Below are 25517 nucleotides of genomic sequence, written 5' to 3' on the forward strand. Positions count from 1 at the left end.
GCGGCGGACGGCGCTGGGCGGCAGCGTGGCGGATCCGGTGCCGGTGGATCTGCGGCGGCCCGACGACGGGTGCAGCGGGGGCAGCGGGGTCAGGCCGGGCCGAGCAGGTCCCAGCGGTTGCCGGCGATGTCCCGGAACACGGCCACCCGACCGTACGGTTCGGTGCGCGGCGGCGTCACGAACTCCACGCCGGCGTCGACCATCCGCCGGTGGACGGCGTCGAAGTCATCGACCCGGAGGAAGAAGCCGACCCGGCCGGCGACCTGGTCACCGACCGCCGCGTCCTGCCGCTCGCCGTCGGCGCGGGCCAGCAGGATGCCGGTCTGCGCGCCGGGCGGACGGACCACCACCCACCGTTTCGGGCGGCCGTCGTTGGTCAGCGAGGGCGCGTCCTCGACCAACTCGAAGCCGAGAATCCCGGTGAAGAACGCGATGGCCGGGTCGTAGTCGGCGACGACGAGGGTGACGAGGTCGATCCGCACCGGCTCAGCCGAGCAGGGTGGGCAGGTGCCGCTCCACCACGGGCAGCACCTCGGTCACCGGGACCGGACGGCCCAGCTCGGCGGTGAGCGAGGTGGTGCCGGCGTCGGCGATGCCGCAGGGCACGATCCGGTCGTAGTACGACAGGTCGCAGTCACAGTTGATCGCGAAGCCGTGCTGGGTGACCCCGCGGGCGACCCGGATGCCGATGGCGGCCACCTTGCGGGCCGGCCCCCGGCCGTCGGCGGGCACCCAGACGCCGCTGCGCCCCTCGACCCGGCCGGCGGTCAGCCCGAACTCGGCGCAGACGTCGATCAGCAACTGCTCGGTGCGGCGGACGTAGGCGACCACGTCGACCGGGTCGGGTAGCCGGACGATCGGGTAGCCGACGAGCTGCCCCGGACCGTGCCAGGTGATCTTGCCGCCCCGGTCGACGTCGACGACGGGGGTGCCGTCCATCGGCCGGTCCCAGGGCTCGGTGCGCTTGCCGGCGGTGTAGACGCTCGGGTGTTCCAGCAGCAGCACGGTGTCGCCGCGCTCACCGGCCACCACCGCCGCGTGCAGCCGCCGCTGCTCGTCCCACGCGGTCGGGTAGTCGACCACGCCCGCCCGGACGGCGGTCACCCCGGAAGTCGTCACGCTCACCCTGCCACCCTAGCCCCGCCCGCCGCCGCCGCGCCCCGTGAGCCTCGTCGCGCCACCGTGGGTGACCCCGCAGAACGGTATGCACCGGTCAGGCGGCGGGGACCGTCCAGAGCCACACGTCGTCCACCCGGCGGGGCTCGCCGAGCAGGGCGGTGGCGGTGCGGCGCAGGGCGTCCTCGTCGAGGTCGTACTTGGCCCCGTGCACCTCGTCGGGGAGGACGACCGCCTCGACCCCCCAGGACCGCAGATCCGCCCGGGACAGGCGGATGCTGCCCTCGGTGACGATCGGCACCAGCCCGGTCCGGCCGGCCTGGTCCATCAGCGTGTCGAAGGTGCGCGGCGGCGGCCCGATCCGACCCCGTCCGTCCGGGCCGCCGGGGCCGAGGAAGAAGCCGGCCGGCAACCGGAACTCGCCCTGCCGGTGCGACAGGGCGTACGCCTGCCAGCGCTGCCCGTCGGGGGTCACGTCCAGGGTCAACGGGATCGGGGTGAGCACCCCGCCCGGTGAGACGTACTCCCGCCAGGTGCCGGCGGTGACGAACTCCGGCACCGGCGGGCGGACGCTGGTCAGCAGCGGGGTCGGCAACAGCGGCAGCAGCGCCGCCGCGAAACCCACCAGCCACGCCCAGGCCGCCGTGCGGCCCGGCGGCGTCGTCCGCAACCGGTCGATCGTGTACGCCAGCAGCACCCCGATCACCGGGGCCACCACCAGGGCCAACCGGGACGGCAGGGCGGCGTTGACCACCGGCAGGTTGTCCAGCACCCCGAAGGGCAGCAGTTGACCGGTGCGTCGGCCGTTCCACTTCGCCAGCGGTCCCCAGGAGAGCACCGCGAAGACCACGGCGGTCACCCCGAGGGCGGTCAGCGTGGCCCGCCGGCCGGGGCTGGCCCGTCGCCACAGCCACCCGAAGCAGGCCACGGTGAGCAGCAACAGCGGTAGCCCGAAGAAGCTGTTCTCCTCGGTCGGATTGGGCGCCAGCGAGGTGTCCCAGCCCAGCGCGCCGGCCACCGACCGGCTCGGGTACGCCCCGAACGCGGCGATGTCCTCGGCGTGGATGACCGGGTCGAATCCGGTGCCGTGGAACCGCTGCGGCCCGGCGAAGTGCAACCACAGCGGGTACGCCAGCAGCACCCCGGCGACCAGCGCGGTCACCCCCAGCCCGCGCAGGAAGTCCGGCAGCGCGGCGCGGGCCTCGGCTCGTCGGGCCGGGTGCAACGCCCAGACGGCGAGGAAGACGGCGACCGCCAGCGCGGTGAAGAACAACCCCTCGGCGGCGATCGAGAAGGCCACCGCGACCAACACGCCGAGCACCAGCCCGCCCCGCCACCAGCGCCCCGGCCGACGCAACGCGAACACCGCCGACACCAGCAGCGGCACCAACCAGCCGGCGGTCCAGTTCAGGTGGGCGTTGGCGTGCGCGACCATGCCGGGGGAGAAGGCGATGAACAACGCCCCGACGCCCGCCGCGAGCCGACTGGCGATCAGGTGCCGGGAGAACAGCCAGTACCAGGCCAGCGCGGTGGCGACGAGGTTGAGGGTGAGGACGACCAGGAACGTCGCCGGTGGTCCGATCAGGTACGTCAGCGGCGCGAAGACCACCGCGTACACGGTGATCGAGGTGTTGACGGCGAGGTTCACCCCGTCCGGCACGTTGAGCAGATGGGTGAAGAGCGGATTCTCCCCGTGCGTGACCGCGTGCCCGCCGAAGGCGAGCAGCCACTCGAAGAGCGCCTGGTCGCTGGAGTTCACGGTGATCGCCCGCTGGTTCGGGTCGCGCCACAGCCCACTGGTCACCCAGACCGCCAACGCCACCGCGACGACCAGCACGATCAGGTCGGCCCGCCGACCCCGGGCGGCATCCGGTGCGGCGGTGGGCGGCTGGTCGGCGGCCAGGGTCGGGGAAGTCGGCACGGAGCGGACGTTACCAACCCGAACTGGACCGACCGGTCGGACCCGGGACCCCGACCGCCCCCGGTTGCGCCGGGCGACCGGCCACCGGGCCGACCTACCCGTAGCACCGGCCCGGCCGGTAGCCGGTCGGCGGCCGTCCGGGTCAGTCGTGCAGGGCGGCGTGCAGCGCGGCGGGCAGCTCGGGGTGGGTCCAGGGGAAACCGGCCCGGGTGAGCACGGCGGGCAGGACCCGGGTGCTGGTCAGCGCCTCCTGGGCGAAGCCGCCCAGGGCGACCTTCAGGGCGACCGCCGGGATCGGCACGATCGCCGGCCGGTGCAGTTGGCGGGCGAACTCCCGGGTGAACTCGGCGTTGGTGACCGGGTTCGGGCCGACCACGTTGACCGCGCCGGCGACCTCCCCGGCGGTCAGCAGGAACACCGTCGCGTCCAGCCAGTCCCGCAGCGAGATCCACGGCAGCCACTGCCGCCCGCTGCCGAGCCGGCCGGCGATGCCCAGCTTGAACGGCAGCAACTGCGGCTTGAGCAGCCCGCCGTCGCGGTGCAGCGGCAGACCGGTCCGTAGCCGCACCACCCGGACCCCGGCGTCCTCGGCCGGCCGGGTCGCCGCCTCCCAGACCCGGCACACGTCGGCGAGGAACCCGTCACCCGCCGGGGCGTCCTCCTCGACCACCCGGTCGCCGGTGTTGCCGTACCAGCCGACCGCCGAGGAGTTGAGCAGCACCCGGGGCCGGTCGGCCGCCGGCAACCCGGCGATCGTGACGGCGAGCGTGGTGGTGGTGTCGACCCGGCTGGACCGGATCACCCGGCGGTAGTCGTCGGTCCACCGCTTGTCGCCGACCCCGGCGCCGGCCAGGTTGACCACCGCGTCGACCCCGGCCACCACGGCCGGGTCGAGCTGCCCGGCGGTCGGGTCCCACCGCTGCTCGTCGGCGGTCCGCGGCGACCGCCGGACCAGCCGGGTGACCTGGTGCCCGTCGTCGGTGAGGCGTTCGACCAGCCGGGTGCCGAGGAAGCCGGACACGCCGGCCATCAGGATCCGCATACCCCCATCTTCGGGCACGAACCCCCGACCAGATGCGCCGACCACCCACCCCCCAACCCCACCCCCCGACCGCCCCGCCCCGGTGATCAAGAGGTTTGCGTCAAGGTTGATCTTCAACTTGCCCTAAACCTCTTGATCAACTGACCTAAAGCTCTTGATCACCGTGGGCGGGGCGGCGGTCGAACCGGGCGGGGTGGAGAGTCGGGGCGGGGGTGGGCGGGTAGGCGGGAGGACCGGGGCCGGGGAGGCGGCGGGGGCAGCGGACCCGTGGTGGGGGGAGTTACCGCAGGGCCGTGTCGCGGGCCGGGGCCGGGCGTAGGTCGGCCAGGAGACGCTCCACCTCGGCGAACGCGTCGGTCGGGAGCGGGCCGAGGGCGAGGGTGGCGAAGTTCTCCCGGGCCTGTGCCACCGTCCGGCAGCCGGGGATCGGCAGCGTACGGGGGCTGCGGGCCAGCAGCCAGCCCAGCGCGCCCTGGCTGAGGGTACGGCCGTCCGCGGTCAACGCCGCCCGGATCGCCGCCACCCGGGACGCCCACTCGGGCGTGGGCCGGCCGTCGCGGAACCAGACCAGCCACTCCGGCGCCCGGCCCCGGACGTCGTCCGCGCCCGGCGTGCGGGTGGCCCCGGTGAGCAGGCCCATCGCCAGTGGTCCCCGGTTGAGGCTGGCCAGGTCGAAGGCGTCGCAGACGGCGAGCATTTCCGGATTGTCGCTCAGCACCGACTCATCGTGTTCGACGGCGATGCAGTGCGGCCCCGCCCCGGCGAACACCCGTGCCGACTCCGGGTTGTCGGTGCTCCAGCCGTACCCCCGGATCTTGCCCTGGGTGACCAGGCCCTCCAGGGTGTCGACCAGGTCGAGCGCGGCGGACGCCGGCAGGTCGTTGAGGTGCAGCAGGTAGAGGTCGACGTGGTCGGTGCCGAGCCGGCGCAGCGACCCCTCCAGGCTGGCCACCGCGTACGTCGGACTGGCGTCCACGCCCAGCGCCCGCCGGGTCGCCTCGTCGGATCGGTTGCCGAACTTGGTGACGATCACCGCCTTGTCCCGCCGGCCGGCGAGCGCCCGGCCGAGCACCCGCTCGCTGTGCCCGGCCCCGTAGTTGCTGGCCGTGTCGAAGAGGTTGACGCCCAGGTCGAGGGCCTGGTGGATGGTGGCGACCGACTCGTCGTCGTCCACCTCACCCCAGCCGTACGGCTGGCCGTCGTCGCCCCACAGCGGGCCACCGATCGCCCAGCACCCCATGCCGATCGCGCCAACCTCGATTCCACTGCGGCCCAGAGTCCGTGTCGTCGTCATGCCGACCAGTTTTCAACCTGGAGTGCGCTCCAGGTCAAGCGGTAACATCCGGCCCATGTACCCGCCCTCGGAGGCCGCCCGGCGCAGCGGGTTCAGCCTCGACACCCTCCGCTACTACGAGAAGATCGGCCTGCTCAGCGGCGTCGGCCGCACCTCGGGTGGCCGTCGGGTCTTCACCGACGACGACCTGAGCTGGCTGGTGATCTTCCGCTGTCTGCGCGACACCGGCATGCCGATCGCCGAGATGTGCCGCTACGCCGAGCTGTCCCGCGAAGGCGAGCACACCGTCGCCGCCCGGCAGGAGCTGCTGGAACAGCACGCCGCCCGGGTCGAGGAACAGTTGACCCTGCTCCAGCGCCAGTACGCCCATCTGCGCGAGAAGATCCGCTTCTACCAGGGCCTCACCGGGGCGACCCCCGCCCCCTGAACGCCGGGCCACGCCGGTCACGCTCGGCTGGGTGCCGACCCGGCCGGGGCGAGGTCAGCCGGGCGCACCTGGTGGCCCGTCCGGTCGGCGTCCTCGCCGTCAGTGTCGGCGCAGTCCCGCCATGAGCAGGTCGAGCAGGCGACCGGCGAGGTCCCGTTGCTCCGGCCCCTGCGCCGCCAGTGACATCCCGCTCAGTCCGGCCAGCACGTCGCCCGGGTCGACGTCCGGGCGGATCGTGCCGGCGGTGACGCCGGCCGCCAGCAGCCGGGTCAGTGCCGCGACCAGCAGGTCCCGGCTCTGCGCGTACGGGTTGGTGCCGGCGGCGATCACCAGGCGCAGGGCGTCGGCCATGCCCCGTTTGGTGGCCAGGTAGTCGACGAAGCGGTCCATCCAGGCCCGGGTCGCCTCGGCGGGTGGCAGTCGGGTCAGCAGGTCGTCGGCGGCGGCGCAGAGCTTGGCCAGTTCGCTGCGGTAGGCGGCCTCGACCAGTGCCTCCCGGGTGGGGAAGTTCCGGTAGAGGGTGCCGATGCCGACCCCGGCGTCCCGGGCGATCGACTCCAGGGTCACCTCCGGCCCCTGTCGGGAGAACGCCCGCACGGCGGTGTCGAGCAGCCGCTGCCGGTTGCGCAGCGCGTCGGCGCGCAACGGCCGGGAACCACGCTCCGGCGCGTCGCCTCCTGAGCGGTTCTGCGACACGTCGCCTCCTGGTCTGGTGCAGTGGTGCCGACGGGTGGTGTCGGCGGCGGTCGGTCCGTTCGCGGGTCGGGTCCGTTCGCGGGTCGGGTGGCAAACGGAGGAACCTCCGGTTAAGCTCGGAGCCGTAGCGGAGGGCCCTCCACTTCTCATCGTACCGGTCGGGCCGCCCGGCCCACGCCGCACCGACAAGGACGGATCATGACCACCGACACGCCAGTCCACACCCCCTTCGACGCCCGGACCACCGCCCTGGAGGTGGTCCGCGACGTCGACCTCACCGGCCGCCGGGCCGTGGTGACCGGCGGCACCTCCGGCATCGGCGTGGAGACCGCCCGCGCCCTCGCCGCCGCCGGCGCCGACGTCACCCTGGCCGTACGGGACCTCGACGCCGGTCAGCGGGCGGCCCGGGACATCACCGCCAGCACCGGCAACGACCGGCTGCTGGTCGCCCCGCTCGACCTCGCCGACCAGGCGTCGGTGGCCGCCTTCGTGGCCAGCTGGGACGGGCCGCTGCACATGTTGGTGAACAACGCCGGCATCATGGCCTCGCCCGAGCGACGCACCCCCGAGGGTTGGGAGTTGCAGTTCGCCACCAACCATCTCGGCCACTTCGCCCTCGCCACCGGGCTGCACCGTGCCCTCGCCGCCGCCGAGGGGGCCCGCATCGTCTCGGTCAGCTCCGCCGGGCACCTGCGCTCCCCGGTGGTCTTCGACGACATCCACTTCCGGCAGCGCCCCTACGACCCGTGGGAGGCGTACGGGCAGTCGAAGACCGCGAACGTGCTCTTCGCCGTCGAGGCGACCCGGCGCTGGGCCGACGACGGCATCGTCAGCAACGCGCTGATGCCCGGCGCGATCCGCACCAACCTCCAGCGCTACGTCAGCGCCGAGGAACTGGAGCGGATGCGGGCCGCCAGCGGAGGCGGCGCGGCCAGCTGGAAGACCGTCGAGCAGGGTGCCGCCACCTCGGTGCTGGTCGCCACCTCGCCGCTGCTCGACGGGATCGGCGGCCGGTACTTCGAGGACTGCCAGCAGGCCGCCCCGAACCAGCCCGGCACCCGCACCGGCGTCGCCGCGTACGCCCTCGACCCGGCCGCCGCCGAGCGGCTCTGGACGGTCTCCGAGCAGACCCTGCGCGGCTGACCCGCCCGGTGAACGACGGCGGTGCCCCCGGTCGATCGACCGGGGGCACCGCCGTGGACGGGTGTTACAGGCCCAGCTCGGCCTCGAAGTTGCCGCCCTCCAGCCGCTCCTTGACCGCGACCAGGAAACGGGCCGCGTCGGCGCCGTCGATCAGCCGGTGGTCGTAGGACAGGGCCAGGTAGACCATCGACCGGACCGCGACGACCTCGCCGAGGTCCGGGTCGTTCACCACGACCGGACGCTTCACCACGGCACCGGTACCGAGCATCGCCGACTGCGGCGACGGCACGATCGGGGTGTCGAAGAGCGCCCCCCGGCTGCCGGTGTTGGTCAGCGTGAAGGTCGCTCCGGCGATCTCGTCCGGGCTGATCTTGTTGGTCCGGGTGCGCTCGGCCAGGTCGGCGACGCGCTTGGCGATGCCGCCCAGGTTGAGGTCACCGGCGTTGTGGATGACCGGCGTCAGCAGGCCCCGCTCGGTGTCCACCGCGATGCCGAGGTTCTCGGCGTCCGGGTAGGTGATGGTGCCCGCGTCGAGGTCCATCCGGGCGTTCACGATCGGGTACGTCTGCAGGGCCTCGATGGCGGCCAGCGCGAAGAACGGCAGGAACGACAGCTTCACGCCGTGCCGCTGCTGGAACGAGTCCTTCGCCTGCGCCCGCAGCCTGGCGATCCGGGTGACGTCCACCTCGATCACCGTGGTGAGCTGCGCCATCTCGTGCAGCGACTCCTGCAGGCGGTTGGCGATGGCCTTGCGGATGCGGGTCAGCTTCTCGGTGGTGCCCCGCTTGCCGCTCGGCTGCGGCTTCGCCGCCGGTGCGGCCGGGGTCGCCGCGGCAGCCGGCTGCGCGGCGGGGGCCGGCGTCGCCTTGGCGGCCTTGGCCTTCTCCGCCGCCTCCAGCACGTCCTGCTTGCGGATCCGGCCACCCACGCCGGTGCCGTTGACCGAGGCCAGGTCGACGCCGTGCTCGCCGGCCAGCTTGCGCACCAGCGGGGTCACGTAACCGGGGGTGTCACCGCCACCCTGGGCGGGCGCGGCCGGTGCCGCCGGCGCGGCCGGCTGGGCGGCCCGCTCGGCCTGCACCGGCTGGGCCGCCGACTCGGCCTCGGCGGCCGGCTCGTTGTATCCCGCCCCCTGGGTCGGCTCGGCGGCCTCGGGCTTCGGCTCGGCCTTGGGCTGCTCCGCCTTCGGGGCCGCCGCCTTCGGGGCGGGCTCCGGCTCGGGCTTCGACTCGGCCGGCGCGGCACCCGCCGCACCGATGATCGCCAGGTCCGCGCCGACGGCGGCGGTCTCGTCCTCGGGGACCTTGATCTCCAGGACGGTGCCGGCGACGGGCGACGGGATCTCGGTGTCGACCTTGTCGGTGGAGACCTCCAGCAGCGGCTCGTCGACCTCGACGGTCTCGCCCACCTGCTTGAGCCAGCGGGTGACCGTACCCTCGGTGACGCTCTCGCCCAGGGCCGGCATCTTCACCGGGGTGCCCTCGCCCGACGACGCCGGGGCGGCCTGCGCCGCCGGCTGCTCCTGGGCCGGCTGCTCCTGCTCCGGCTCCGGGCCGGTGCCCTCGGCGGCGGCCGTCGGCTCGGCGGCCGGCTCGGCCTGCTCCGGCTCGGCGGACCCGCCGTCGTCCGGCGATCCGGCCGACTCGCCCTCGCCGGAGATGACGGCCAGCTCGCTGCCCACCTCGGCGGTCTCGTCCTCGCCGACCACGATCCGGCTCAGCACCCCCGCGGCGGGGGAGGGGATCTCGGTGTCGACCTTGTCGGTGGAGACCTCCAGCAGCGGCTCGTCGACCTCGACGGTCTCGCCCTCCTGCTTGAGCCAGCGGGTGACGGTGCCCTCGGTGACGCTCTCGCCGAGCCGAGGCATGGTGACCGATACCGGCATGTTCTGAAACTCCTTCGTGGCCTGGTGCGATCCTCGCCCGCTTGCCGCCGGCGTCGCGGAATGAGTGTGGGTCAGGCGTGCGCGTGCAGCGGCTTGCCGGCCAGGGCCAGGTGCGCCTCGCCCAGCGCCTCGTTCTGGGTCGGGTGGGCGTGCACGAGCTGCGCCACCTCGGCCGGGTAGGCCTCCCAGTTGTAGATGAGCTGCGCCTCGCCGATCAGCTCACCGACCCGGGCACCGACCATGTGGACGCCGACCACCGGGCCGTCCTCGACCCGGACCAGCTTGACGAAACCGGCGGTCTTGAGGATCTGGCTCTTGCCGTTGCCGCCGAGGTTGTAGTTGTAGACCTTGACCTTGTCGCCGTACTGCTCCTTGGCCTTCGCCTCGGTCAGGCCCACCGACGCCAGCTCCGGGTCGGAGTAGGTCACGCGCGGGATGCCGACCTCGTCGATCACGGCCGGGTTGAGGCCGGCGATCTCCTCGGCGACGAAGATGCCCTGGGCGAAACCCCGGTGGGCGAGCTGGAGGCCGGGCACGATGTCGCCGACCGCGTAGACGTTCGGCACGCCGGTGCGCAGCCGCTCGTCGGTCAGCACGTACCCCCGGTCGAGCTTGACGCCCTGCTCGGCGTAGCCGAGATCGGCGGTGTTCGGGCCCCGGCCGACGGCGACCAGCAGCAGCTCGGCCTCGACGGTCTCGCCGCCGGCGATGGTCAGCTTGACGCCGTTCTCGGTCTTCTCGACCTTCTCGAACGGCTTGCCGACCTTGAAGTTGATCTTCCGCTTGCGGAACGCCCGCTCCAGCGCCTTGGACGACTCCTCGTCCTCGGCGGCCACCAGCCGGGGCAGCGCCTCGACGATGGTGACGTCCACCCCGAAGGACTTCCACACGCTGGCGAACTCGACGCCGATCACGCCGCCACCCAGCACGATCGCCGACGCCGGCACCCGGTCCAGGGTCAGCGCGTGGTCGCTGGTGATGATCCGCTCGCCGTCGACCTCCAGGCCGGGCAGGCTCCTCGCGTACGAGCCGGAGGCCAGCACCACGTTGCGGCCGGTGTACCGCTTGCCGTCCACCTCGACGACGTTCGGGCCGACCAGCTTGCCGGCACCCGCCACGAAGGTGATGTTCTTGTTGCCGCCGACCAGCCCCTGCAGGCCCTTGTAGAGGCGGGAGATCACCCCGTCCTTGTACGAGTTGACCCCGGCCATGTCGATGCCGACCAGCTCGGCCTTGACCCCGAACTGCGCCGACTCGCGGGTCTGGTCGGCGATCTCCGCCGCGTGCAGCAGCGCCTTGGTCGGGATGCAGCCGTTGTGCAGGCAGGTGCCGCCGAGCTTGCCCTTCTCGATCAGCGCGACGGAGAGATCAAGCTGGGCGGCACGCAGCGCCGCCGCGTAGCCGCCGCTGCCACCTCCGAGAATGACGATGTCGAAGGTTGCGTCGTTCGGCTCGCTCACGTCCAACTCCCTGGTCGCTTCGCTGCATCGGGGGGTCACGGCGGGGCGGTACGGGCAGACCCCACCTCGGTCATCTTGTCACTTGCCCGTCCGGGGCGCGTACCGAGGTGCCCAACGACACGTCCCCGACACGTACTCTTGTCACCGTCCGCGACGACGGACGGGGGAGAGGAGTAGCCCGGTGGCGCTGTTCCGGCGACGCAAACCGCCGACGCCGGCCAACCGTGACCGGCCGGCCGACCGGGCCGACCTGGATCACCTGGCCAACTTCGCCCGCACCCGCCGGGGGGTCGAGGCGTACCTCGAACCCCGCACCACGATGACCGAGACCACCGTCATCATGATCGCCGACGACGGCGAGTGGACCCGGCGACGCATCGACGGCCCGGACGGCGCCCGCCGCTTCGCGCACGCCCTGGGCATCCCGATCTACGACGTCCGGCTGATGGGCTACCCGCAGCGGATGCGCGACTACAACGAACGCCGCAAACGCCGCCCCGAGCGGTACTGACGGCGACCCCGGAGCCGACGATCCGGAAAACGCGGACGGGACGCCCGAGGGCGTCCCGTCGTGGTGTCGCGAATCCGTCAGCCGTTGGCGGCGACGTCCTCGACCAGGTGCAGCAGGGTACGCACCGGCACCCCGGTGCCACCCTTGGTCCAGTAGCCGGTCGGCTCACCCGAGTGGTAGCTCGGACCGGCGATGTCGATGTGCGCCCAGGCCACCTCGTCGGTGACGAACTCGCGCAGGAACACCCCGCCCTGGAGCATGTGACCGGCCCGGTCCATGCCCGCGTTGACCTGCGAGATGTCCGCCACGTCGGAATCCATGCCCTTGCGGACGTCGTCCGGCAGCGGCATCGGCCAGGCCGGCTCGCCGACCGTGTCACCGGCCACCTTGACCCGCTCGCACAGCTCGGGGGTGCCCATCACCCCGGCGATCCGCTTGCCCAGCGAGATCACCTGACCGCCGGTGAGGGTGGACGTCTCGAACAGGTAGTCGGTGCCGTCGGCGCAGGCGCGGGCCATCGCGTCGCCCAGGACCATCCGGCCCTCGGCGTCGGTGTTGAGCACCTCGACCCGCTTGCCGTTGAACATGGTGACCACGTCACCCGGCCGGTAGCTGGTGCCCGACGGCATGTTCTCCGCCATCGGCAGGTAACCGGTCACCGTCACGGCCGGCTTGAGCGCCGCGATCGCCAGCATCGCCGCCCCGACGGCCGCGGCGCCGGCCATGTCGGACTTCATCTCCCACATGCCCTGCGCCGGCTTGATCGAGATACCGCCGGTGTCGAACGTGATGCCCTTGCCGACCAACGCCACCCGCTTGCCGTTGGTCTCGCCCTGCGGGGTCCAGGTCAGCTTGACCAGCCGCGGCGGGGCCTCCGAGCCCTGCCCGACGGCGGTGATGCCGCCATACCCGCCGGCCCGCAGCTGCTCCTCGTCGAGCACCTCGACGTCGAGCCCGGCGGCACGGGCGGCGGTGGCGACCGCGTCGGCGAAGGCCGGCGGGCGCAACTCGTTCGGCGCGGTGTTGACCCAGTCCCGGCTGGTGCGCACCGCAGCGGCCACGGCGGTGGCCCGGTCGACCTCGGCCCGCGCGGTCGCGTCGGCGGCATCCGGCACGGCGATCAGCACCTCGGCCACCGGCTCCCGCCGGGACGGCTGCGGCTTGGTCTTGTAGCCGGCGAACCGGTAGCCGCCGAGCAGCGCCCCCTCGGCCACCGCGCGCAGCGCGGCCGGCGCGTCGGCGTCGTCGGGCAGCGGCAGGCTCAGCGCCACCCGGGGCGCACCGGCCAGCACCCGGACCGCCGCGCCGGCAGCCCGGCGCAGGGTCTCCGGGGCGGGGGCGGCACCGGTCGGCTCCGGACCCAACCCGACCGCCACGACCAGCGGGGCGGTGACGGTGCCCAGCGTGGCCAGCTTGATCACCTCACCCGGGCCACCGGTCGCGCCGAGCAGGGCCAGCGTCGCGGTCAGCTTGCCGTCGAAAGCGGCGGCGATGCTCTCCGCGCCGTCGGCGAGCAGCAGGGTGCCGGTCGGACCGCTCGTGGCGTCCGGGCCGGTGGTCTGGCTGTGCACGCCGATCACGATCGCGTCGACCGCGAGCTCGGCGGGGTCGGTGTCGACCAGGCTGAGGGTGGTGCTGGACGATGTCACTGAAGCTACTCCGGGCGGGCCGGGCCGGTCGCGTCGTCGCGTACCGGCGGTGATGGTCTCCGGCGGCAACCTACCCGCCGGAGCGCGGGTGCGTCCCGCCGAACTGCCGACGGGTCCCGCCGATGCTAACCAGCGGGACAGCCGGCGGTAAGTTGCCACCCATGACGGACGTGACCTCCGACGCCGCCGTGACCCGGCTGCGCCGTTCCCCGCTGCACGCGCGGCACACCGCGCTCGGTGCCAAGTTCGCCCCCTTCGGGGGCTGGGAGATGCCCCTGGAGTACGCCGGCGGCGGCGTGCTCAGGGAACACACGGCGGTCCGGACGGCGGTCGGGGTCTTCGACGTCTCACACCTGGGCAAGGCGCGGGTCACCGGCCCCGGCGCGGCCCGGTTCGTCAACTCCTGCCTGACCAACGACCTGGACCGGATCGGGGCGGGCAAGGCGCAGTACACGCTGTGCTGCGACGACGCCACCGGCGGGGTGGTCGACGACATCATCGCCTACCGGTACGCCGACGACCACGTCTTCCTCATCCCCAACGCGGCGAACACCGCCGAGGTGGTCCGCCGGCTGCGCGCCGCCGCCCCGGCCGACGTCGAGGTCACCGACGAGCACGACAGGTACGCCGTGCTGGCCGTGCAGGGCCCCCGCTCGGCCGAACTGCTCGACACCCTCGACCTGCCCACCGGCCACGACTACATGAGCTTCTCCCCGGCGACGCTGGCCGGTGCCGAACTGACCGTCTGCCGTACCGGTTACACCGGTGAGCTGGGCTACGAACTGGTGGTGCCGGCCGGGGACGCCGTCGCGGTCTGGGACGCGCTGTTCGCCGCCGGGGCGGCCTTCGACCTGCGGGCCTGTGGGCTGGGCGCCCGGGACACCCTGCGCACCGAGATGGGCTACCCGCTGCACGGACAGGACCTCTCCCTGGACATCACCCCCGTGCAGGCACGCTCCGGCTGGGCCGTGGGCTGGGACAAGCCGGCCTTCTGGGGCCGTGACGTACTGCGCGCCGAGAAGACCGCCGGCCCCCGCCGTACGCTGCGCGGCCTGGAGGCCGTCGACCGGGCCATCCCGCGCGCCGGCATGACCGTGTACGCCGATGACGCCCCGGTCGGCACGGTCACCAGCGGCACCTTCAGCCCCACCCGCAAGCAGGGCATCGCCCTGGCCCTGCTGGACACCGACCCGAAACTCGCCGACGGTGACCTCGTCGAGGTCGACATCCGGGGCCGCCGCGCCCAGATGCGGATCACCCGACCCCCCTTCGTCACCCCGTCCGTCCGCTGACCCCACCCGGCTTCGCCCCGGGCCCGGCTCACCCCGGCTCCGGTTCGCCCCGGCTCCGGTTCGCCCCGGTGATCAAGAGGTTTGCGTCACCCCGCCCCACCCGGTTGGCTTTTTCCTCTTGATCACCGCCTCGGCCACCCCGCCGGCGTCGGTGATCAAGAGGTTTGCGTCATCTCGGAGCGGATTTCTGACGCGAACCTCTTGATCACCGGGGCGAACCGGGGCGAGGGCGAACCGGGGTGGGGAGGGCGAGCCGAGTGCGGGAGCGAGCGCAGGGGAGTGCTGGGGGTGGGAGAGGGGCCGGGTCAGTGGGTGGGGTGGGGGCGTTCACCGGCGTCGAGGACGGCCTGGGTCCAGCCACCCTCGATGACGCCGGTGCCGTCCAGGACCGCCCAGTCGACGACCTCGGTGACCGCCACCTCGACCGGGGAGCCGATCCGCACGGCAGGGTCGGTGTTGGCGTCGCTGGCGCTGGCCCCGACGATCCGCTCCGGGGCGTCCCACGAGCTCACCCCGGCCCACACGTACTCGGGGCCGTCGTCGCCGGGCAGGCCGTACTTGACCACCAGTTGCGCCTCCGGGGGCAGCCCGTCGGCGAGGAACCGGGCCCGGATGTCGTCCAGCCCGGCGCGGGCGGTGGCGACGGCCCGGCTCATCGCGTCGCCGGAGCGGGCGTACCGGACGTCGGGCTCGATACCGGAGAAGAGGGTCGCGCAGGCCGCCGCGTAGTAGCGGCCGTCCGGGCCGGGGTGGCCGGGCGGCGGGCGCAGGCTCAGGAACGAGTCGGCGTCCGGGTCGGTCGCCGGGTCCAGCTCCAGCCGCAGCAGCACCGGGGCCGTCGCGCCGTGCTGCTCCGGATTGCCGTACGCCACCGCGATGTCGTGCCCGGTCACCGTGGCCAGCACCGGTAGCTGCACGAACGCCGGCACCTCCTCGCCGGCCAGCCCGTCGGTCCAGTCCCGCAGCAGCCGGCGGGCGGCACCGGTGAGCACCGCACCCCAGGCCCGGGTGAGATGGTCGGGCACCCCCTGGGTCTGCAACTCCAGCAGCCCGAAACGGCGCAGCCCCTTGGTGGTGAACCACAGCCCCTCGGTGTCCGAGGAGTACGGCACGAGCACCCAGTCGACCAGCCGGATGCGGCCCTGCGCGTCGGGCAGTGACCGCAACGCCGTCGCCGGGTCGAGGAACTGCAACCCGAACACGTCCACCACGTCACCGCCGACGGACTCGGCGACGGCGGCGGCCACCGCACGGGCCGCCCACTCGTGCGCCGGTGGCCAACCCGGCCGGTACTCGGCCTGCACCACCACCAGGTGACTGGCGGCGGCGAGCCGGCCCAACTGGGCCTCGGTGGCGCCGAACGCGGTGAGCAGGTCCGGCGGCAACTGCGGGAACTCGTCGATCGACCGGGTGTCCACCGACATCAGCGGGCTGTCCAGCATCTGCGTGGCCAGGCCGTACACCGGGTCGGCGAGGCGGCCGGCGAGACCCCGTACCGCCGTCTTCGGGCTCACCGGTGGCAACCCCGCCACCGGCACCAGGTAGGTCGCGCTGAGCGACTCCGGGACCGGTACGGGCAGGAAGTCGTCCGTGATGAGCAAGTCGTCCCCCGGAAGGCCGTGCCGGTGCTGTCGGGGCAAACGCTACCCGGCGCGCCGCGTCGTCCTCAGCCGGACAGCACCAAGCCCAGGTAGACCAGCGTGGTCACCACCTCCACGACGGCCCCCAGCACGTCGCCGGTGATGCCGCCGAACCGGCGTACCAGATGGCGCAGCAGACCGGTGGCGACGGCGAGGGCGGCCAGCACGACCAGCGGCCCCTGCCACGGCCGGCCCGGCACGGCCGGCACCGCCACCAGCGCGACAGCGACCGTGCCGACGACCGGCGCGAGCGGCCCGACCGTCCCGGCGACCAGCGCGCCCAGCCCGTCGGGGCGGGCGGCCGGCACCCCCCGGCGGCAGGCCAGGGTCACCCCGAGCCGGCCGGCGGCGGTGCCGGCCAGCGCCGCCGCGAGCGCCGCCGGCCAGGACCGCCCGGCCAACTCGGCCAGCGTCGCCGTCTGGACCAGCAGCACGACCACCAGCGCGACCACGCCGAACGGGCCGACGTCCGGCTTCTTCATGATCTCCAGTGCCGCCGTGCCCCGCCGGTAGGAGCCCAGCGCGTCCACGGTGTCGGCCAGCCCGTCCAGATGCAGCCCCCGGGTGAGCAGGGCCGCCGCCGCGACGGTCACCCCGGCGGCGACCAGGGGCGGGGCGAGCGCGGCCAGGCCGAGCAGCAGCGCGCCCAGCACCGCCCCGAGCAGCAGCCCGACCAGGGGCGCGAGCGCCATCGCGGTGCCCGCCGTCGCCCGGTCGATCCGCCCGGCCCGGACCGGGACGGTGGTGAGGGTGGTCAGCGCCAGCCGGAACCCGTCGCCGCGCCCCGACTCAGCCGGCACGCCGGCCGGACGGGTCGGGCTCCGGCCCGGCGTCGGCGGGGGCGGTGGTGGTCGGCCCCGGACCGGCCGGCGTCGGCTCGGCGAACTCCGGGGTGACGTCGTCCGCCCCGGCCCCGGCGGCGGCCGGCGCGGCATCGGAGTCGGCCGGGAGGTCGGTGCGAGCGAGGCCGGGGGCGGGGGCGGTTGGCGCGGTGGTGGCTGCGACATCGCCATCGGCCGGGGCGGTCGCGGCGTCGCCGGTCGGCGTGGTGTCGGTCGGCGTGGTGTCGGTGGGCTCGTCGTCGGGGCCGCCGTGGTACGGGTGCACGGGCAGCGACCCGGCCAGCGCCAGCACCGAGCGCAGCAGCGGCAGGGCGGCCAGCGCGTTCGCCCCCTCGCCCAGGTCGAGCCGCAGATCCAGCAGCGGGGTCAGGCCGAGCACGTCGGCGGCCAGCCGGACCGCCGGGTGACCGCCGTGGTCGACCAGCAGGCACCAGTGCCGGGCCTGGCCGGCCAGATCCCGGGCGACCATGCCGGCGGCCAGCCCGACCGGGCCGTCGAGCAGCACCGGCACCCGGCGGGCGGTCGCCCCGAGCAGCACCCCGCAGGCCACCGCCACGTCACCGCCGCCCAGCTCGGCCAGGATGTCCTTGGCACCGCGGGGGGAGCGGCGGGTGCGGTGCAGCGCGTCCCGGATGGTCGCGCACCGCACCATCCAGGCCGCGTCGTCGATCTCACCGTCGGCGGTGTGCACCCGGCCGAGCACCGTCGGGGCCTCCGCGCCGGCCGTCGCGACCAGCACCGCCGCGGCGGCGGCCTCCGCGCCCGCGCCGCACGCCCCCAGCACCAGCAGCCGTACGCCCGCCTCGGCGGCCTCCTCGGCCAGCCGCCAGCCGTAGCGCAGCGCCGACTCGACGGTGTCGGCGTCCAGCGCCGGCCCGTGTTCGATCGGCGCGGCCGGCGGGGCGTCCACCACCTGCAGGCCGGCCCCGTTCTCGGCGGCCAGCCGGGCCAGCGTCCCCCGACCGGCGCGGGCCTGCCGGGCCAGCCGGGTCGACTCGCCGACCGGGGCCCCGGCCGCCACGCCCCCGGTGTGGTCGCCGTGCAGCAGCAGCACCCGCACGTCCGTCCACGGCGTCGGGGTGGAGGTGCCCTGGGTGGCGGCGGCGAACTCGACCACCCGTTCCAGCACGCCCAGGCCGGCGCCCGGCAGGTCCAGGGTGCCGAGCCGCTGCACCGCCTGCGGGCCGGCGTACTCGTCGGGCATCGGCAGTTCCATGCCGGGCTGGATGACCAGCCCGGTGGCGATCACCGGCAGCGCCATGGTCGACGTGGTCCAGGTCGTGCCGGTCGCGGTCGGCGGGGCCGGCGGCACGGTGGGGGTGAGCACCTCCGGCAGCGGCCCGTCGGCCGGCAGCGTCGCTGCGGCCGGGGCGACGCCGTCCACCCCGTCGACCGGGACGGCGCGGGCGGGTACGTCGACCGGCGGGACCGGTGCGGACGGCTTCAACCAGACCGGCTGGCCGGCGACCACCAGGGCGACCGCGTCGCAGGCGTCCGCGACGGCCCGGTTGGCGGCGCCCAGCGCGTCGGCGAACGCCCGCCCCAGCGGGGTGGTCGGCACCAGCGACAGCCCCACCTCCGGGCTGACCAGCACGATCCGCGCCTCGCTGGCGCGCACCGCGTCGGCCAGTTCGGTGATGGTGGCGACGTCGTCGGCGGGCTGGTGGGCCGGGTCGAGCAGCACGGTCACCCAACCGCCCAGGTCGTCCACGAGCATCGTCTCGTTCGGCCCGGCCGAGGCGAGCACGTCGGCCAACCGGCGCGGGTCGTCGGCGGTCTCCTCGGTGGTCCAGCTGCCCGGTCGACGGGCCCGGTGGGCGGCCAGCCGGGTGGCCCACTCGGTGTCCTCCGGGTCGGCGGCGGCCGCGGTCGCCACGTAGCGCACCGTCGGCGCGTCGGCCACCAGGGACTCGGCGAACTCCGACTTGCCCGAACGGATACCGCCGAGCACCAGGACCGTGTTCCACCCCTCAACGGACATGCCCGTACCTTAAGGCCGCCCGACCCGGCCCCGCCCGCCGGCCCGGACCCGTCACGCTGCGCGGAACCCGGCAGCCCGGGGGCGTGCGTCGGGTGCGCCGCGGTGCCGGCCGACTACGCTTGCGGGGATCCGTCCCCCGGGGACGGTTGAGCGGCGAGGGGAGACGCGGCATGGCGTGGAGCTGGCGGTACGAGGGCACGGACGGCGCAGCGGTCGACGGGCCGGCCGAGACGTTCAGCAGCCAGGCGGACGCCGAGTCCTGGATCGGCCAGACCTGGCGGGAGCTCGCGTCGTCAGGCGTCACCGCGGTCACGCTCGTCGAGGACGACCGGGTGGACTACCGGATGAGCCTGCTGCCGACGGCGGAGTGATGGCCGGCGACCGCCCGGGGGGCGAGCCGCTGGTGCTCGGCGTGCCCCGGGCGGCGTTCCGGCCCAGTCCGGTCTTCCTGGCCCTGGTCGCGCTCTTCGTCACCAGTGGCGTGCTGACCTGGAACGGGGTCGGCAACGTCCGGTTCGACGTGTTCCTCTTCGTCGTCTCCGGCTGGCTGGTCTCGCTCTGCCTGCACGAGTACGCGCACGCCGTGGTCGCCTACCGGGCCGGCGACCGGGACATCGCCCACCGGGGCTACCTGACGTTGAACCCGCTGAAATACACCCACCCGCTGCTGTCGATCGTGCTGCCGGTGGTGGTGGTGCTGCTCGGCGGCATCGGCCTGCCCGGCGGGGCGGTCTGGGTGGACCGGCACGCCATCCCGGGCCGGCTGCGGCACACCCTGGTCAGCCTCGCCGGCCCGGCCACCAACGTGCTGTTCACCCTGCTGCTGGTGGTGGTGCTGCGGGTGGGCATCGACGCGGGCGGCCCGGTCGAGTTCTGGGCCGGGGTGGCGCTGCTGGGGTTCCTCCAGCTCACCGCGAGCGTGCTGAACCTGCTGCCGGTGCCCGGCCTGGACGGCGGCAACATGATCCAGCCGTGGCTCGGCCCGCAGTACCGCCGGATGTACGACCTCTTCGCGCCGTTCGGGTTCATCCTGCTGTTCGCGCTGCTGTGGAACCCGCGCATCGGCGGCTGGTTCTTCAGCGCCGTGTTCTGGCTCAGCGACCTGCTGGGGCTGCCGCCGTGGCTCTACGGCACCGCGCTGTCCCTGATCCGCTTCTGGCAGAGCTGACCGCACCCCACCCCGGACCGACCGGGGGTGGGGTGCGGCCGGTGCCGGTCAGGGCCGCTTGGCCGGGCTCTCCGTCTTGGCCGGGTCCCGCTCGGTGACCGGGGCGACGATCTCGTCGATGGCCTTGAGCAGGTCGGCCTCCAGGGTCACCCCGGCCGCCTTGACGTTGTCGTGCACCTGGTCGGGGCGGGACGCGCCGATGATCGCCGAGGCGACGTTGCGGTTCTGGAGCACCCAGGCGACGGCGAGCTGTGGCATGGTCAGCCCGGCCTGCTCGGCGAGCGGCTTGAGCTGCTGCACCCGGGTCAGCACCTCGTCGCCCAGCCACTGGGCGATGAAGTTGGCCCCGGACTTCTCGTCGGTGGCCCGGGAACCGGCCGGCGGCGGCTGGCCCGGCAGGTACTTGCCGGACAGCACGCCCTGCGCCATCGGCGACCAGACGATCTGGGAGATGCCCAGCTCCTCGCTGGCGGGCACCACCTCGGCCTCGATGACCCGCCACAGCATCGAGTACTGCGGCTGGTTGGACACCAGCGGGATGCGCAGTTCCCGGGCGAGGGCGTGCGCCTCGCGCAGCTGCGACGCCTTCCACTCCGACACGCCGATGTAGTGCGCCTTGCCGGCGCGTACGACGTCGGCGAACGCCTCCATCGTCTCCTCCAGCGGCGTGCTGTAGTCGTACCGGTGGGCCTGGTAGAGGTCCACGTGGTCGGTCTGGAGGCGACGCAGCGAGCCGTCGATCGACTCCATGATGTGCTTGCGGGACAGCCCCCGGTCGTTGCGGCCGGGACCGGTCGGCCAGTAGACCTTCGTGAAGATCTCCAGCCCCTCCCGGCGCTCCCCGGCCAGCGCCTTGCCGAGCACCGTCTCGGCCCGCGTACCGGCGTAGACGTCGGCGGTGTCGAAGGTGGTGATGCCGGTGTCCAGGGCGGCCCGGACACACGCCAGCGCCGCCTCCTCCTCGACCTGCGAACCGTGGGTGATCCAGTTGCCGTACGAGATCTCACTGACCATGAGGCCCGAGCGGCCAAGGTGTCGGAATTCCATGCTCCGACCCTAGCCCCGTCCGGTGCGCCGCACCCGTCGGCGCAGCCGGTGTCAGAGCACCGGGTGGGTGTCGGCGAGCAGCCGTTCGATCTCCGCCACCACCGTGTCCCAGTCGGGGTGCACCGGCGGGATCAGCGGCTCACCCCGCCGGTCCAACGCCCCCCAGTGGTTCATCCCGTCGCCGACCAGGAACGCCACCGGGTGCACCACCAGCGCCGGGTGCACCGGCCGGACCAGCACGGCGCCGGTGCGGTCGAGCACCCCCCGCCGGCCGGCCAGCTCCACCACGGCCAGCCCCTCGTCGGTGAACCCGTCGAGCCGGCGGCCGTCGGACAGCGTCGTGTCGATCCCGTGGTAGCGCGGCGGGACGACCAGCCGCCCGTGCCGGTCCACCGCCCCCCAGCCGCCCCGGCGTACCGCCGCCACCCCGGCCCGGAACGGCCTGACCTCCTCGAACCCCGCCGGCACCACCACCGTCCCGTCCGGTTCGATGGCCGACCAGTCGGCGTCGCCGCCCTGCGACACCCAGGCCAGGCCGTCGGAGAAGGCCAGCACCCGGGCGTACGCGGGACCGAGCAGGGTGCCGCCGGTCTCGTCGATCAGCTCCCACCCGGTCTGGTCGGGGCGGCGTACCCAGGCCATCCGCTCGTGGAACGGCTGCGCCTCGACGTACCGGTAGTCGACGACGAGGTCGCCGTCGGTGTCGGCGTACCCCCAGCGACCCTGGCCGTCGTGGGTGGGGCGCGGGGACCGGCGGCCGTGCCGCACCTCGTCCCGACTACGCGGGTACGGCCCGAAGCCGCCCCCGGCGGCTGCGCGGGCGTGCACCGCGTCCAGGCACACCGCGATCCGCCCGGTCAGCTCCGGGTCGTCGGCCCGGCGCAGGTCCAGGGCCCGTTCGAAGTGTCCACACGCCTCGATCAACCGACCCTGGTCGTAGCAGGACCGGCCGGCGTGCTCGTGCAGCGCCGAACGCAGCCGGTCCGGCAGCTCGGTCGAGTTGGCCTCGGTGAACAGCCGGTCGGCCTCGGTGAACTCACCCTTCCACCGCAGCGCCTCGGCCAGCCGTGCCCGGGCCAACGCGGTACGCCGCAGCTCCCCTGTCGCCTCGGCGTAGGTCAACGCGAGCCGGCCGTCGGCCACCGCGTCGTCCAGGTCGTCGACCAGCCGGGACAGCACCGCCCGCAGGCTGAGCAGCCGGGCGCGGGCCCGGTTGTCCAGGGCCGAGGCGAGCTTCTCGGTCAACCGGCGGCGGATGATCCGTAGCTCCGCCGGGTCGTCGACCACCTCGCGCAGGGTCTCCGGGTCCAGCCGCCACCGGTAGCCGGCGAGGACCTGCTCCGGGTCGGCCTGCCGGGGCGTCGCGGCGTCCCGGGATTCGGCCGGGGTGCCCGCGGTCGGGCCCGCCGCAGCGGCCCGTTCGGTGGTGTCGGCCCGGTCCTCGGTCGTCGCCGGGTCGGTGCCGGTGGCCCGGTCCGGTGGTTTCGGCCGGTCCTCGGTGGTGACCGGGTTCGCGGAAACGGCCCGGCCCGGCGACGGGGGCGGTCCGGGCGGGTCGCCGACCGTCGTCGTGGCCGTCGGGTCGGTGTCGTGGTGGATCCCGCCGTCGACGGACCCCACCGTGCCGTCGGTCATGACGCCGCCCGCTGCGGTGTCGGTCGGTGCCAGGTCGACCGGATCGGTGTCGACCGGATCGGTGTCGGTCGGGGTGGTGTCGGGCAGGGCGGTGTGGGCGAGGGCCATGTCGACCGGATCGGTGCCGGGCAGGACGGTGCCGGGCAGGACGGTGCCGGGCAGGACGGTGCCGGGCAGGACGGTGCCGGTGCTGCCGGTGACGGGTGCGGGGGGCACCGGGACGGCGTGGTCGGGGACTGCCACCGGGACGGCGTGGTCGCCGGCCGGGTCGGGGCCGGCGGGGGTCACCGGAGCGGCGTGCCGCGTCGGGCCGGCGTCGACGTCCACCGTGCCGGACCGGTCCTGCGGGGTGTCCCCGCCGGGCACGGCCAGCAACGCGGCCGGGTCCGTGGTCGCGGGAGGACCACTCAGGGCGCTCCGGAAGGTGCCGCCTGGGGGATCGGAGGCGTCGGGGCCCGTCGGGCGGGGACGCCCGGCACCGGGTGGCCCGGCAGCGGCTCCGCCCTCGGCCGGGCCGTCCCCGGTGTGCGTCCCGGCGTCGGCGGGGATGGTCGACCGGCCCGGGTCGCCGGTGGCGGCCGGTGGCACCGGGCCCGGGTCGGCGGGCTGCGACGGTGGTGCCGGCGACCGGGGTACGGGCACGTCGGGGCCACCCGTCGAGGCCCCGTCGGACGCGGCCGGACGGCCGACCGTGGACGGGCCCGGCGGGCTGCCGCCCGTAGGGCGGGCGGCAGGCGTCGTACTGTCCGTCGGGGTGGTCGGCGTGGGGGTCGACCGGCCGGGCCGGAACCAGGCCGCCGAGCCGCCCGACGGGGTCGGGGCGGCGTCGACCGGACGGTCGGTGCCGCCGGTCTCCGGTGCCGGCGGAACGTAGCGGCGCGGCCGGTCGGGGGTGATCTCCAGGGCGGGCCGGTCGGCGGTGGGTGTCGCCGGGGGGCGACCGGCGGCACCCGGGTCGGTGGGCCCGTCGGCTCCCAGGCCGGCGACGGGTGCCGTCGGGGGGCGGGCGGCCGGGCCCGGGTCGGTGGGCCCGTCGGGTCCGGTGCCGGTGGCGGGCGGTGCCGGAGGGCGGCCGGCGGGCCGGTCGACCGGTGGCGTGTGCTCCGGTGGCCGGCGGAACTCGATGTTCAACCGGGCGGCCGGCGGCGCGGAGACCGGGGTGGCCTGGTCCGGGGCGGGCAGGGGCGGCGGGCCGGCGGCGTGGCGCTTGCGGATGGGCAGCTCGGTGGGGGCGTCCGGCGGCAGGGTGGTCTGCCGGGCGGCCGTCGGGGCCGGCCTGTCGGGGCCACCTGGCCGGGTGCCGGCCGACGGTGGCGCAGGCCCGGGTCGGGGGCCCCACGGGCCGGTCGCGGGTGGGCCCGCAGTGGTCGTGCCGGGCGGCGACGACACCGGGGCCGGTGACACCGGCAGCCCGGAGACCGGTGCTCCGGACACCGGGTGGCCGGGCGGTGGGTCCAGGGGCGGCGAACCGGCGTCCGGACGTCCCGGGGTCGCCGCACCGGGGCGACGGTCGCCGGGGAACCCCGCAGTGGTCCGGGCCGCCGGACGGTCCCCGTGTCGGGTGGGCGGCTCGGCCGGATGCCGTGGGGGGTACGCCGGCCGGTCGTCGCGGCCGTGGTCCGGTTCCCTCGTCGGGCGGGGGTCGGTGCCGGTACGACCCCACGGCTCGCGGGACGGCTCGTCCTGCGGACGCAGGTCGGGGTACGCCAGGTGGCGGGCCGCCGGCTCGTACGGCTGCGCCGGTCGGCGCTCGTCGTGGCCACGCGGATGCTGCCACCGCTCCTCGGGGATGGCCGACGTCGTCGACCGGCTGTCGTGGCGTGGCGGGCGGCCGGGCGGGGTGTCGTCGAGCGGGCGGGCCGGCGGGGCGTCGTGGGGTGCGCGCTGCCACCGGTCCGGGTGTCCGGGGGCGGCGGGCCGTCGGTCGGGGTCCCGCCGCGGCGGGTCGTCCTCCCGGAACCGGGTCGGCAGGTCCCCGCCGGGTGCGGGCCCGGCCGGGTACGGGTCGTACCGGTCGGCGGCGCGGCGGTGCGGCTCGTCGTCGACCCGGCGGCGGTCGGCGGCGGGGCGTTCGCTGGTGGTGCGCCGCCTCGGCAGGCCCTCGCCGGGTTCGCGCGGCCAGTCCGGTTCGGTGGACCGGTCGGGGCGGGCGTGGGGCGGCTCGTGCCGGGGCGCGGGGGACACGGGCGGGCGGCCGGGGGACACGGGCGCGCTCCGCTCCTGCCGGGGCGGGCTGTCGTACCTGTCGGTGTCGGCCCGGTCGCGGTGCCAACCGGTGGGTGCCGGTTCGGCGTCGCCCCGCCGACGGTCCGACCAGCTGATCCGGTCGGCCTGCCGGTCGTCGTACCGCTCGGGTGCGGGCTGCCGGCGTTCCCGCTGCCAGATCGGCCCGTCCGCCGGCCGCCGGTACGCCTCGTCGGCGGGCCGCCGGTACGCGTCGTCGGCGGGCTCCCGGTAGGTCTGGTCGGCCAGCCGGCGGTACGGGTCGTGGTCGCCGCGCCGCTCGGGATCGTCCCGACGGGGCGGCTCGTCAGCCAGGTCGGACCAGGACCGGCCGAGGTACGTGCCGTCGGAGCGGGTCGGGGCGAGCGGGGGCACCTCGGCGCGGCCGGAGGCGGTGACCCGTCCCCGGGGGTCGGCGTACTGGGAGCCGAGGTCGCCGGGATAACGCTGGCCGGGGAACTGCGGATGCCACTCGCCGGTCGGCTCGATCACCCAGGACGGTTCCTCCGGGGCGTCCCAGCGGTCGGACCAGCCGCCCGTCACCT

The 25517-nt window shown here is 74.9% G+C and carries 20 protein-coding genes; 6 read left to right on the forward strand and 14 right to left on the reverse strand.

Features of this window, described 5'->3' with window-relative positions; all coding sequences use genetic code 11:
* Nucleotides 1-89 precede the first annotated feature (89 nt).
* The 5 genes from ACN267_RS01310 to ACN267_RS01330 all read right to left on the reverse strand — a co-directional run bounded on the left by ACN267_RS01310 (nucleotide 90) and on the right by ACN267_RS01330 (nucleotide 5373).
* On the reverse strand, nucleotides 90-482 hold the full coding sequence (locus ACN267_RS01310; protein WP_088644634.1) for a VOC family protein: 393 nt from the start codon (nucleotides 480-482) through the stop codon (nucleotides 90-92).
* Between the two features lie 4 nt (nucleotides 483-486).
* Nucleotides 487-1125: a lipoyl(octanoyl) transferase LipB gene (gene lipB, locus ACN267_RS01315; RefSeq protein ID WP_204959381.1), complete on the reverse strand. Its 639-nt coding sequence runs from the start codon at nucleotides 1123-1125 to the stop codon at nucleotides 487-489.
* An 88-nt stretch (nucleotides 1126-1213) separates the two neighbouring features.
* Complete coding sequence (locus ACN267_RS01320) at nucleotides 1214-3037, reverse strand: DUF2079 domain-containing protein (RefSeq protein WP_421487736.1); 1824 nt, start codon at nucleotides 3035-3037, stop codon at nucleotides 1214-1216.
* Between the two features lie 142 nt (nucleotides 3038-3179).
* A complete protein-coding gene (locus ACN267_RS01325; protein ID WP_281895377.1) occupies nucleotides 3180-4079 on the reverse strand; it encodes a TIGR01777 family oxidoreductase in 900 nt (299 codons plus the stop codon).
* Between the two features lie 280 nt (nucleotides 4080-4359).
* Nucleotides 4360-5373, reverse strand: a complete 1014-nt coding sequence (locus ACN267_RS01330) for an aldo/keto reductase (RefSeq protein ID WP_281895379.1) — start codon at nucleotides 5371-5373, stop codon at nucleotides 4360-4362.
* A gap of 55 nt (nucleotides 5374-5428) precedes the next feature.
* Between ACN267_RS01330 and ACN267_RS01335 the strand changes: the two genes are divergently transcribed.
* Nucleotides 5429-5800, forward strand: a complete 372-nt coding sequence (locus ACN267_RS01335; RefSeq protein ID WP_204959377.1) for a MerR family transcriptional regulator — start codon at nucleotides 5429-5431, stop codon at nucleotides 5798-5800.
* 99 nt (nucleotides 5801-5899) lie between these two features.
* On the opposite strand, the gene ACN267_RS01340 is transcribed toward ACN267_RS01335, so the two are convergent.
* A complete protein-coding gene (locus ACN267_RS01340; protein WP_421487737.1) occupies nucleotides 5900-6496 on the reverse strand; it encodes a TetR/AcrR family transcriptional regulator in 597 nt (198 codons plus the stop codon).
* A gap of 198 nt (nucleotides 6497-6694) precedes the next feature.
* On the opposite strand from ACN267_RS01340, the gene ACN267_RS01345 reads away from it, so the two are divergent.
* Nucleotides 6695-7639 (forward strand): SDR family NAD(P)-dependent oxidoreductase, encoded by a 945-nt coding sequence (locus ACN267_RS01345; RefSeq protein ID WP_421487738.1) that lies wholly within the window; start codon nucleotides 6695-6697, stop codon nucleotides 7637-7639.
* A gap of 64 nt (nucleotides 7640-7703) precedes the next feature.
* Here the strand turns inward: ACN267_RS01345 and sucB are convergent, their stop codons facing one another.
* Entirely contained in the window at nucleotides 7704-9524 is a 1821-nt protein-coding gene (gene sucB / locus ACN267_RS01350) for a 2-oxoglutarate dehydrogenase, E2 component, dihydrolipoamide succinyltransferase (protein WP_204959375.1), read from the reverse strand.
* A gap of 71 nt (nucleotides 9525-9595) precedes the next feature.
* Nucleotides 9596-11023, reverse strand: a complete 1428-nt coding sequence (lpdA, locus tag ACN267_RS01355; protein WP_204959374.1) for a dihydrolipoyl dehydrogenase — start codon at nucleotides 11021-11023, stop codon at nucleotides 9596-9598.
* Between the two features lie 142 nt (nucleotides 11024-11165).
* Here lpdA and ACN267_RS01360 point away from each other — a divergent pair, with 142 nt between their 5' ends.
* Entirely contained in the window at nucleotides 11166-11495 is a 330-nt protein-coding gene (locus ACN267_RS01360) for a hypothetical protein (RefSeq protein ID WP_145921071.1), read from the forward strand.
* Between the two features lie 77 nt (nucleotides 11496-11572).
* On the opposite strand, the gene ACN267_RS01365 is transcribed toward ACN267_RS01360, so the two are convergent.
* Nucleotides 11573-13144 (reverse strand): leucyl aminopeptidase, encoded by a 1572-nt coding sequence (locus ACN267_RS01365; RefSeq protein WP_204959373.1) that lies wholly within the window; start codon nucleotides 13142-13144, stop codon nucleotides 11573-11575.
* 161 nt (nucleotides 13145-13305) lie between these two features.
* Between ACN267_RS01365 and gcvT the strand changes: the two genes are divergently transcribed.
* Nucleotides 13306-14436, forward strand: a complete 1131-nt coding sequence (gene gcvT, locus ACN267_RS01370) for a glycine cleavage system aminomethyltransferase GcvT (RefSeq protein ID WP_204959372.1) — start codon at nucleotides 13306-13308, stop codon at nucleotides 14434-14436.
* Nucleotides 14437-14741: 305 nt separating this feature from the next.
* Here gcvT and ACN267_RS01375 read toward each other — a convergent pair whose 3' ends face one another.
* The 3 genes from ACN267_RS01375 to ACN267_RS01385 form a co-directional block, all read right to left on the reverse strand.
* A complete protein-coding gene (locus tag ACN267_RS01375) occupies nucleotides 14742-16037 on the reverse strand; it encodes a DUF2314 domain-containing protein (protein WP_204959371.1) in 1296 nt (431 codons plus the stop codon).
* Between the two features lie 65 nt (nucleotides 16038-16102).
* The gene (cobS, locus tag ACN267_RS01380) at nucleotides 16103-16876 is read right to left on the reverse strand and encodes an adenosylcobinamide-GDP ribazoletransferase (protein ID WP_421487739.1); all 774 of its coding nucleotides are present in this window, start codon (nucleotides 16874-16876) and stop codon (nucleotides 16103-16105) included.
* On the reverse strand, nucleotides 16866-18899 hold the full coding sequence (locus ACN267_RS01385) for a bifunctional adenosylcobinamide kinase/adenosylcobinamide-phosphate guanylyltransferase (RefSeq protein ID WP_421487740.1): 2034 nt from the start codon (nucleotides 18897-18899) through the stop codon (nucleotides 16866-16868). Before ACN267_RS01385 ends, cobS begins: the two co-directional genes overlap by 11 nt.
* 170 nt (nucleotides 18900-19069) lie before the next feature.
* Here ACN267_RS01385 and ACN267_RS01390 point away from each other — a divergent pair, with 170 nt between their 5' ends.
* The gene (locus ACN267_RS01390) at nucleotides 19070-19270 is read left to right on the forward strand and encodes a hypothetical protein (protein ID WP_088644650.1); all 201 of its coding nucleotides are present in this window, start codon (nucleotides 19070-19072) and stop codon (nucleotides 19268-19270) included.
* On the forward strand, nucleotides 19270-20067 hold the full coding sequence (locus tag ACN267_RS01395) for a site-2 protease family protein (protein WP_204959369.1): 798 nt from the start codon (nucleotides 19270-19272) through the stop codon (nucleotides 20065-20067). The genes ACN267_RS01390 and ACN267_RS01395 overlap by 1 nt, the downstream gene beginning before the upstream one ends.
* A 48-nt stretch (nucleotides 20068-20115) precedes the next feature.
* Here the strand turns inward: ACN267_RS01395 and ACN267_RS01400 are convergent, their stop codons facing one another.
* Together ACN267_RS01400 and ACN267_RS01405 are read right to left on the reverse strand one after the other, a co-directional pair.
* Nucleotides 20116-21114, reverse strand: a complete 999-nt coding sequence (locus ACN267_RS01400) for an aldo/keto reductase family protein (protein WP_204959368.1) — start codon at nucleotides 21112-21114, stop codon at nucleotides 20116-20118.
* Nucleotides 21115-21165: 51 nt separating this feature from the next.
* Complete coding sequence (locus tag ACN267_RS01405) at nucleotides 21166-25515, reverse strand: WG repeat-containing protein (RefSeq protein WP_421487741.1); 4350 nt, start codon at nucleotides 25513-25515, stop codon at nucleotides 21166-21168.
* Nucleotides 25516-25517 lie beyond the last annotated feature (2 nt).

This window comes from Micromonospora sp. WMMD734 (assembly GCF_049178975.1).
Classification (GTDB): domain Bacteria; phylum Actinomycetota; class Actinomycetes; order Mycobacteriales; family Micromonosporaceae; genus Micromonospora; species Micromonospora wenchangensis.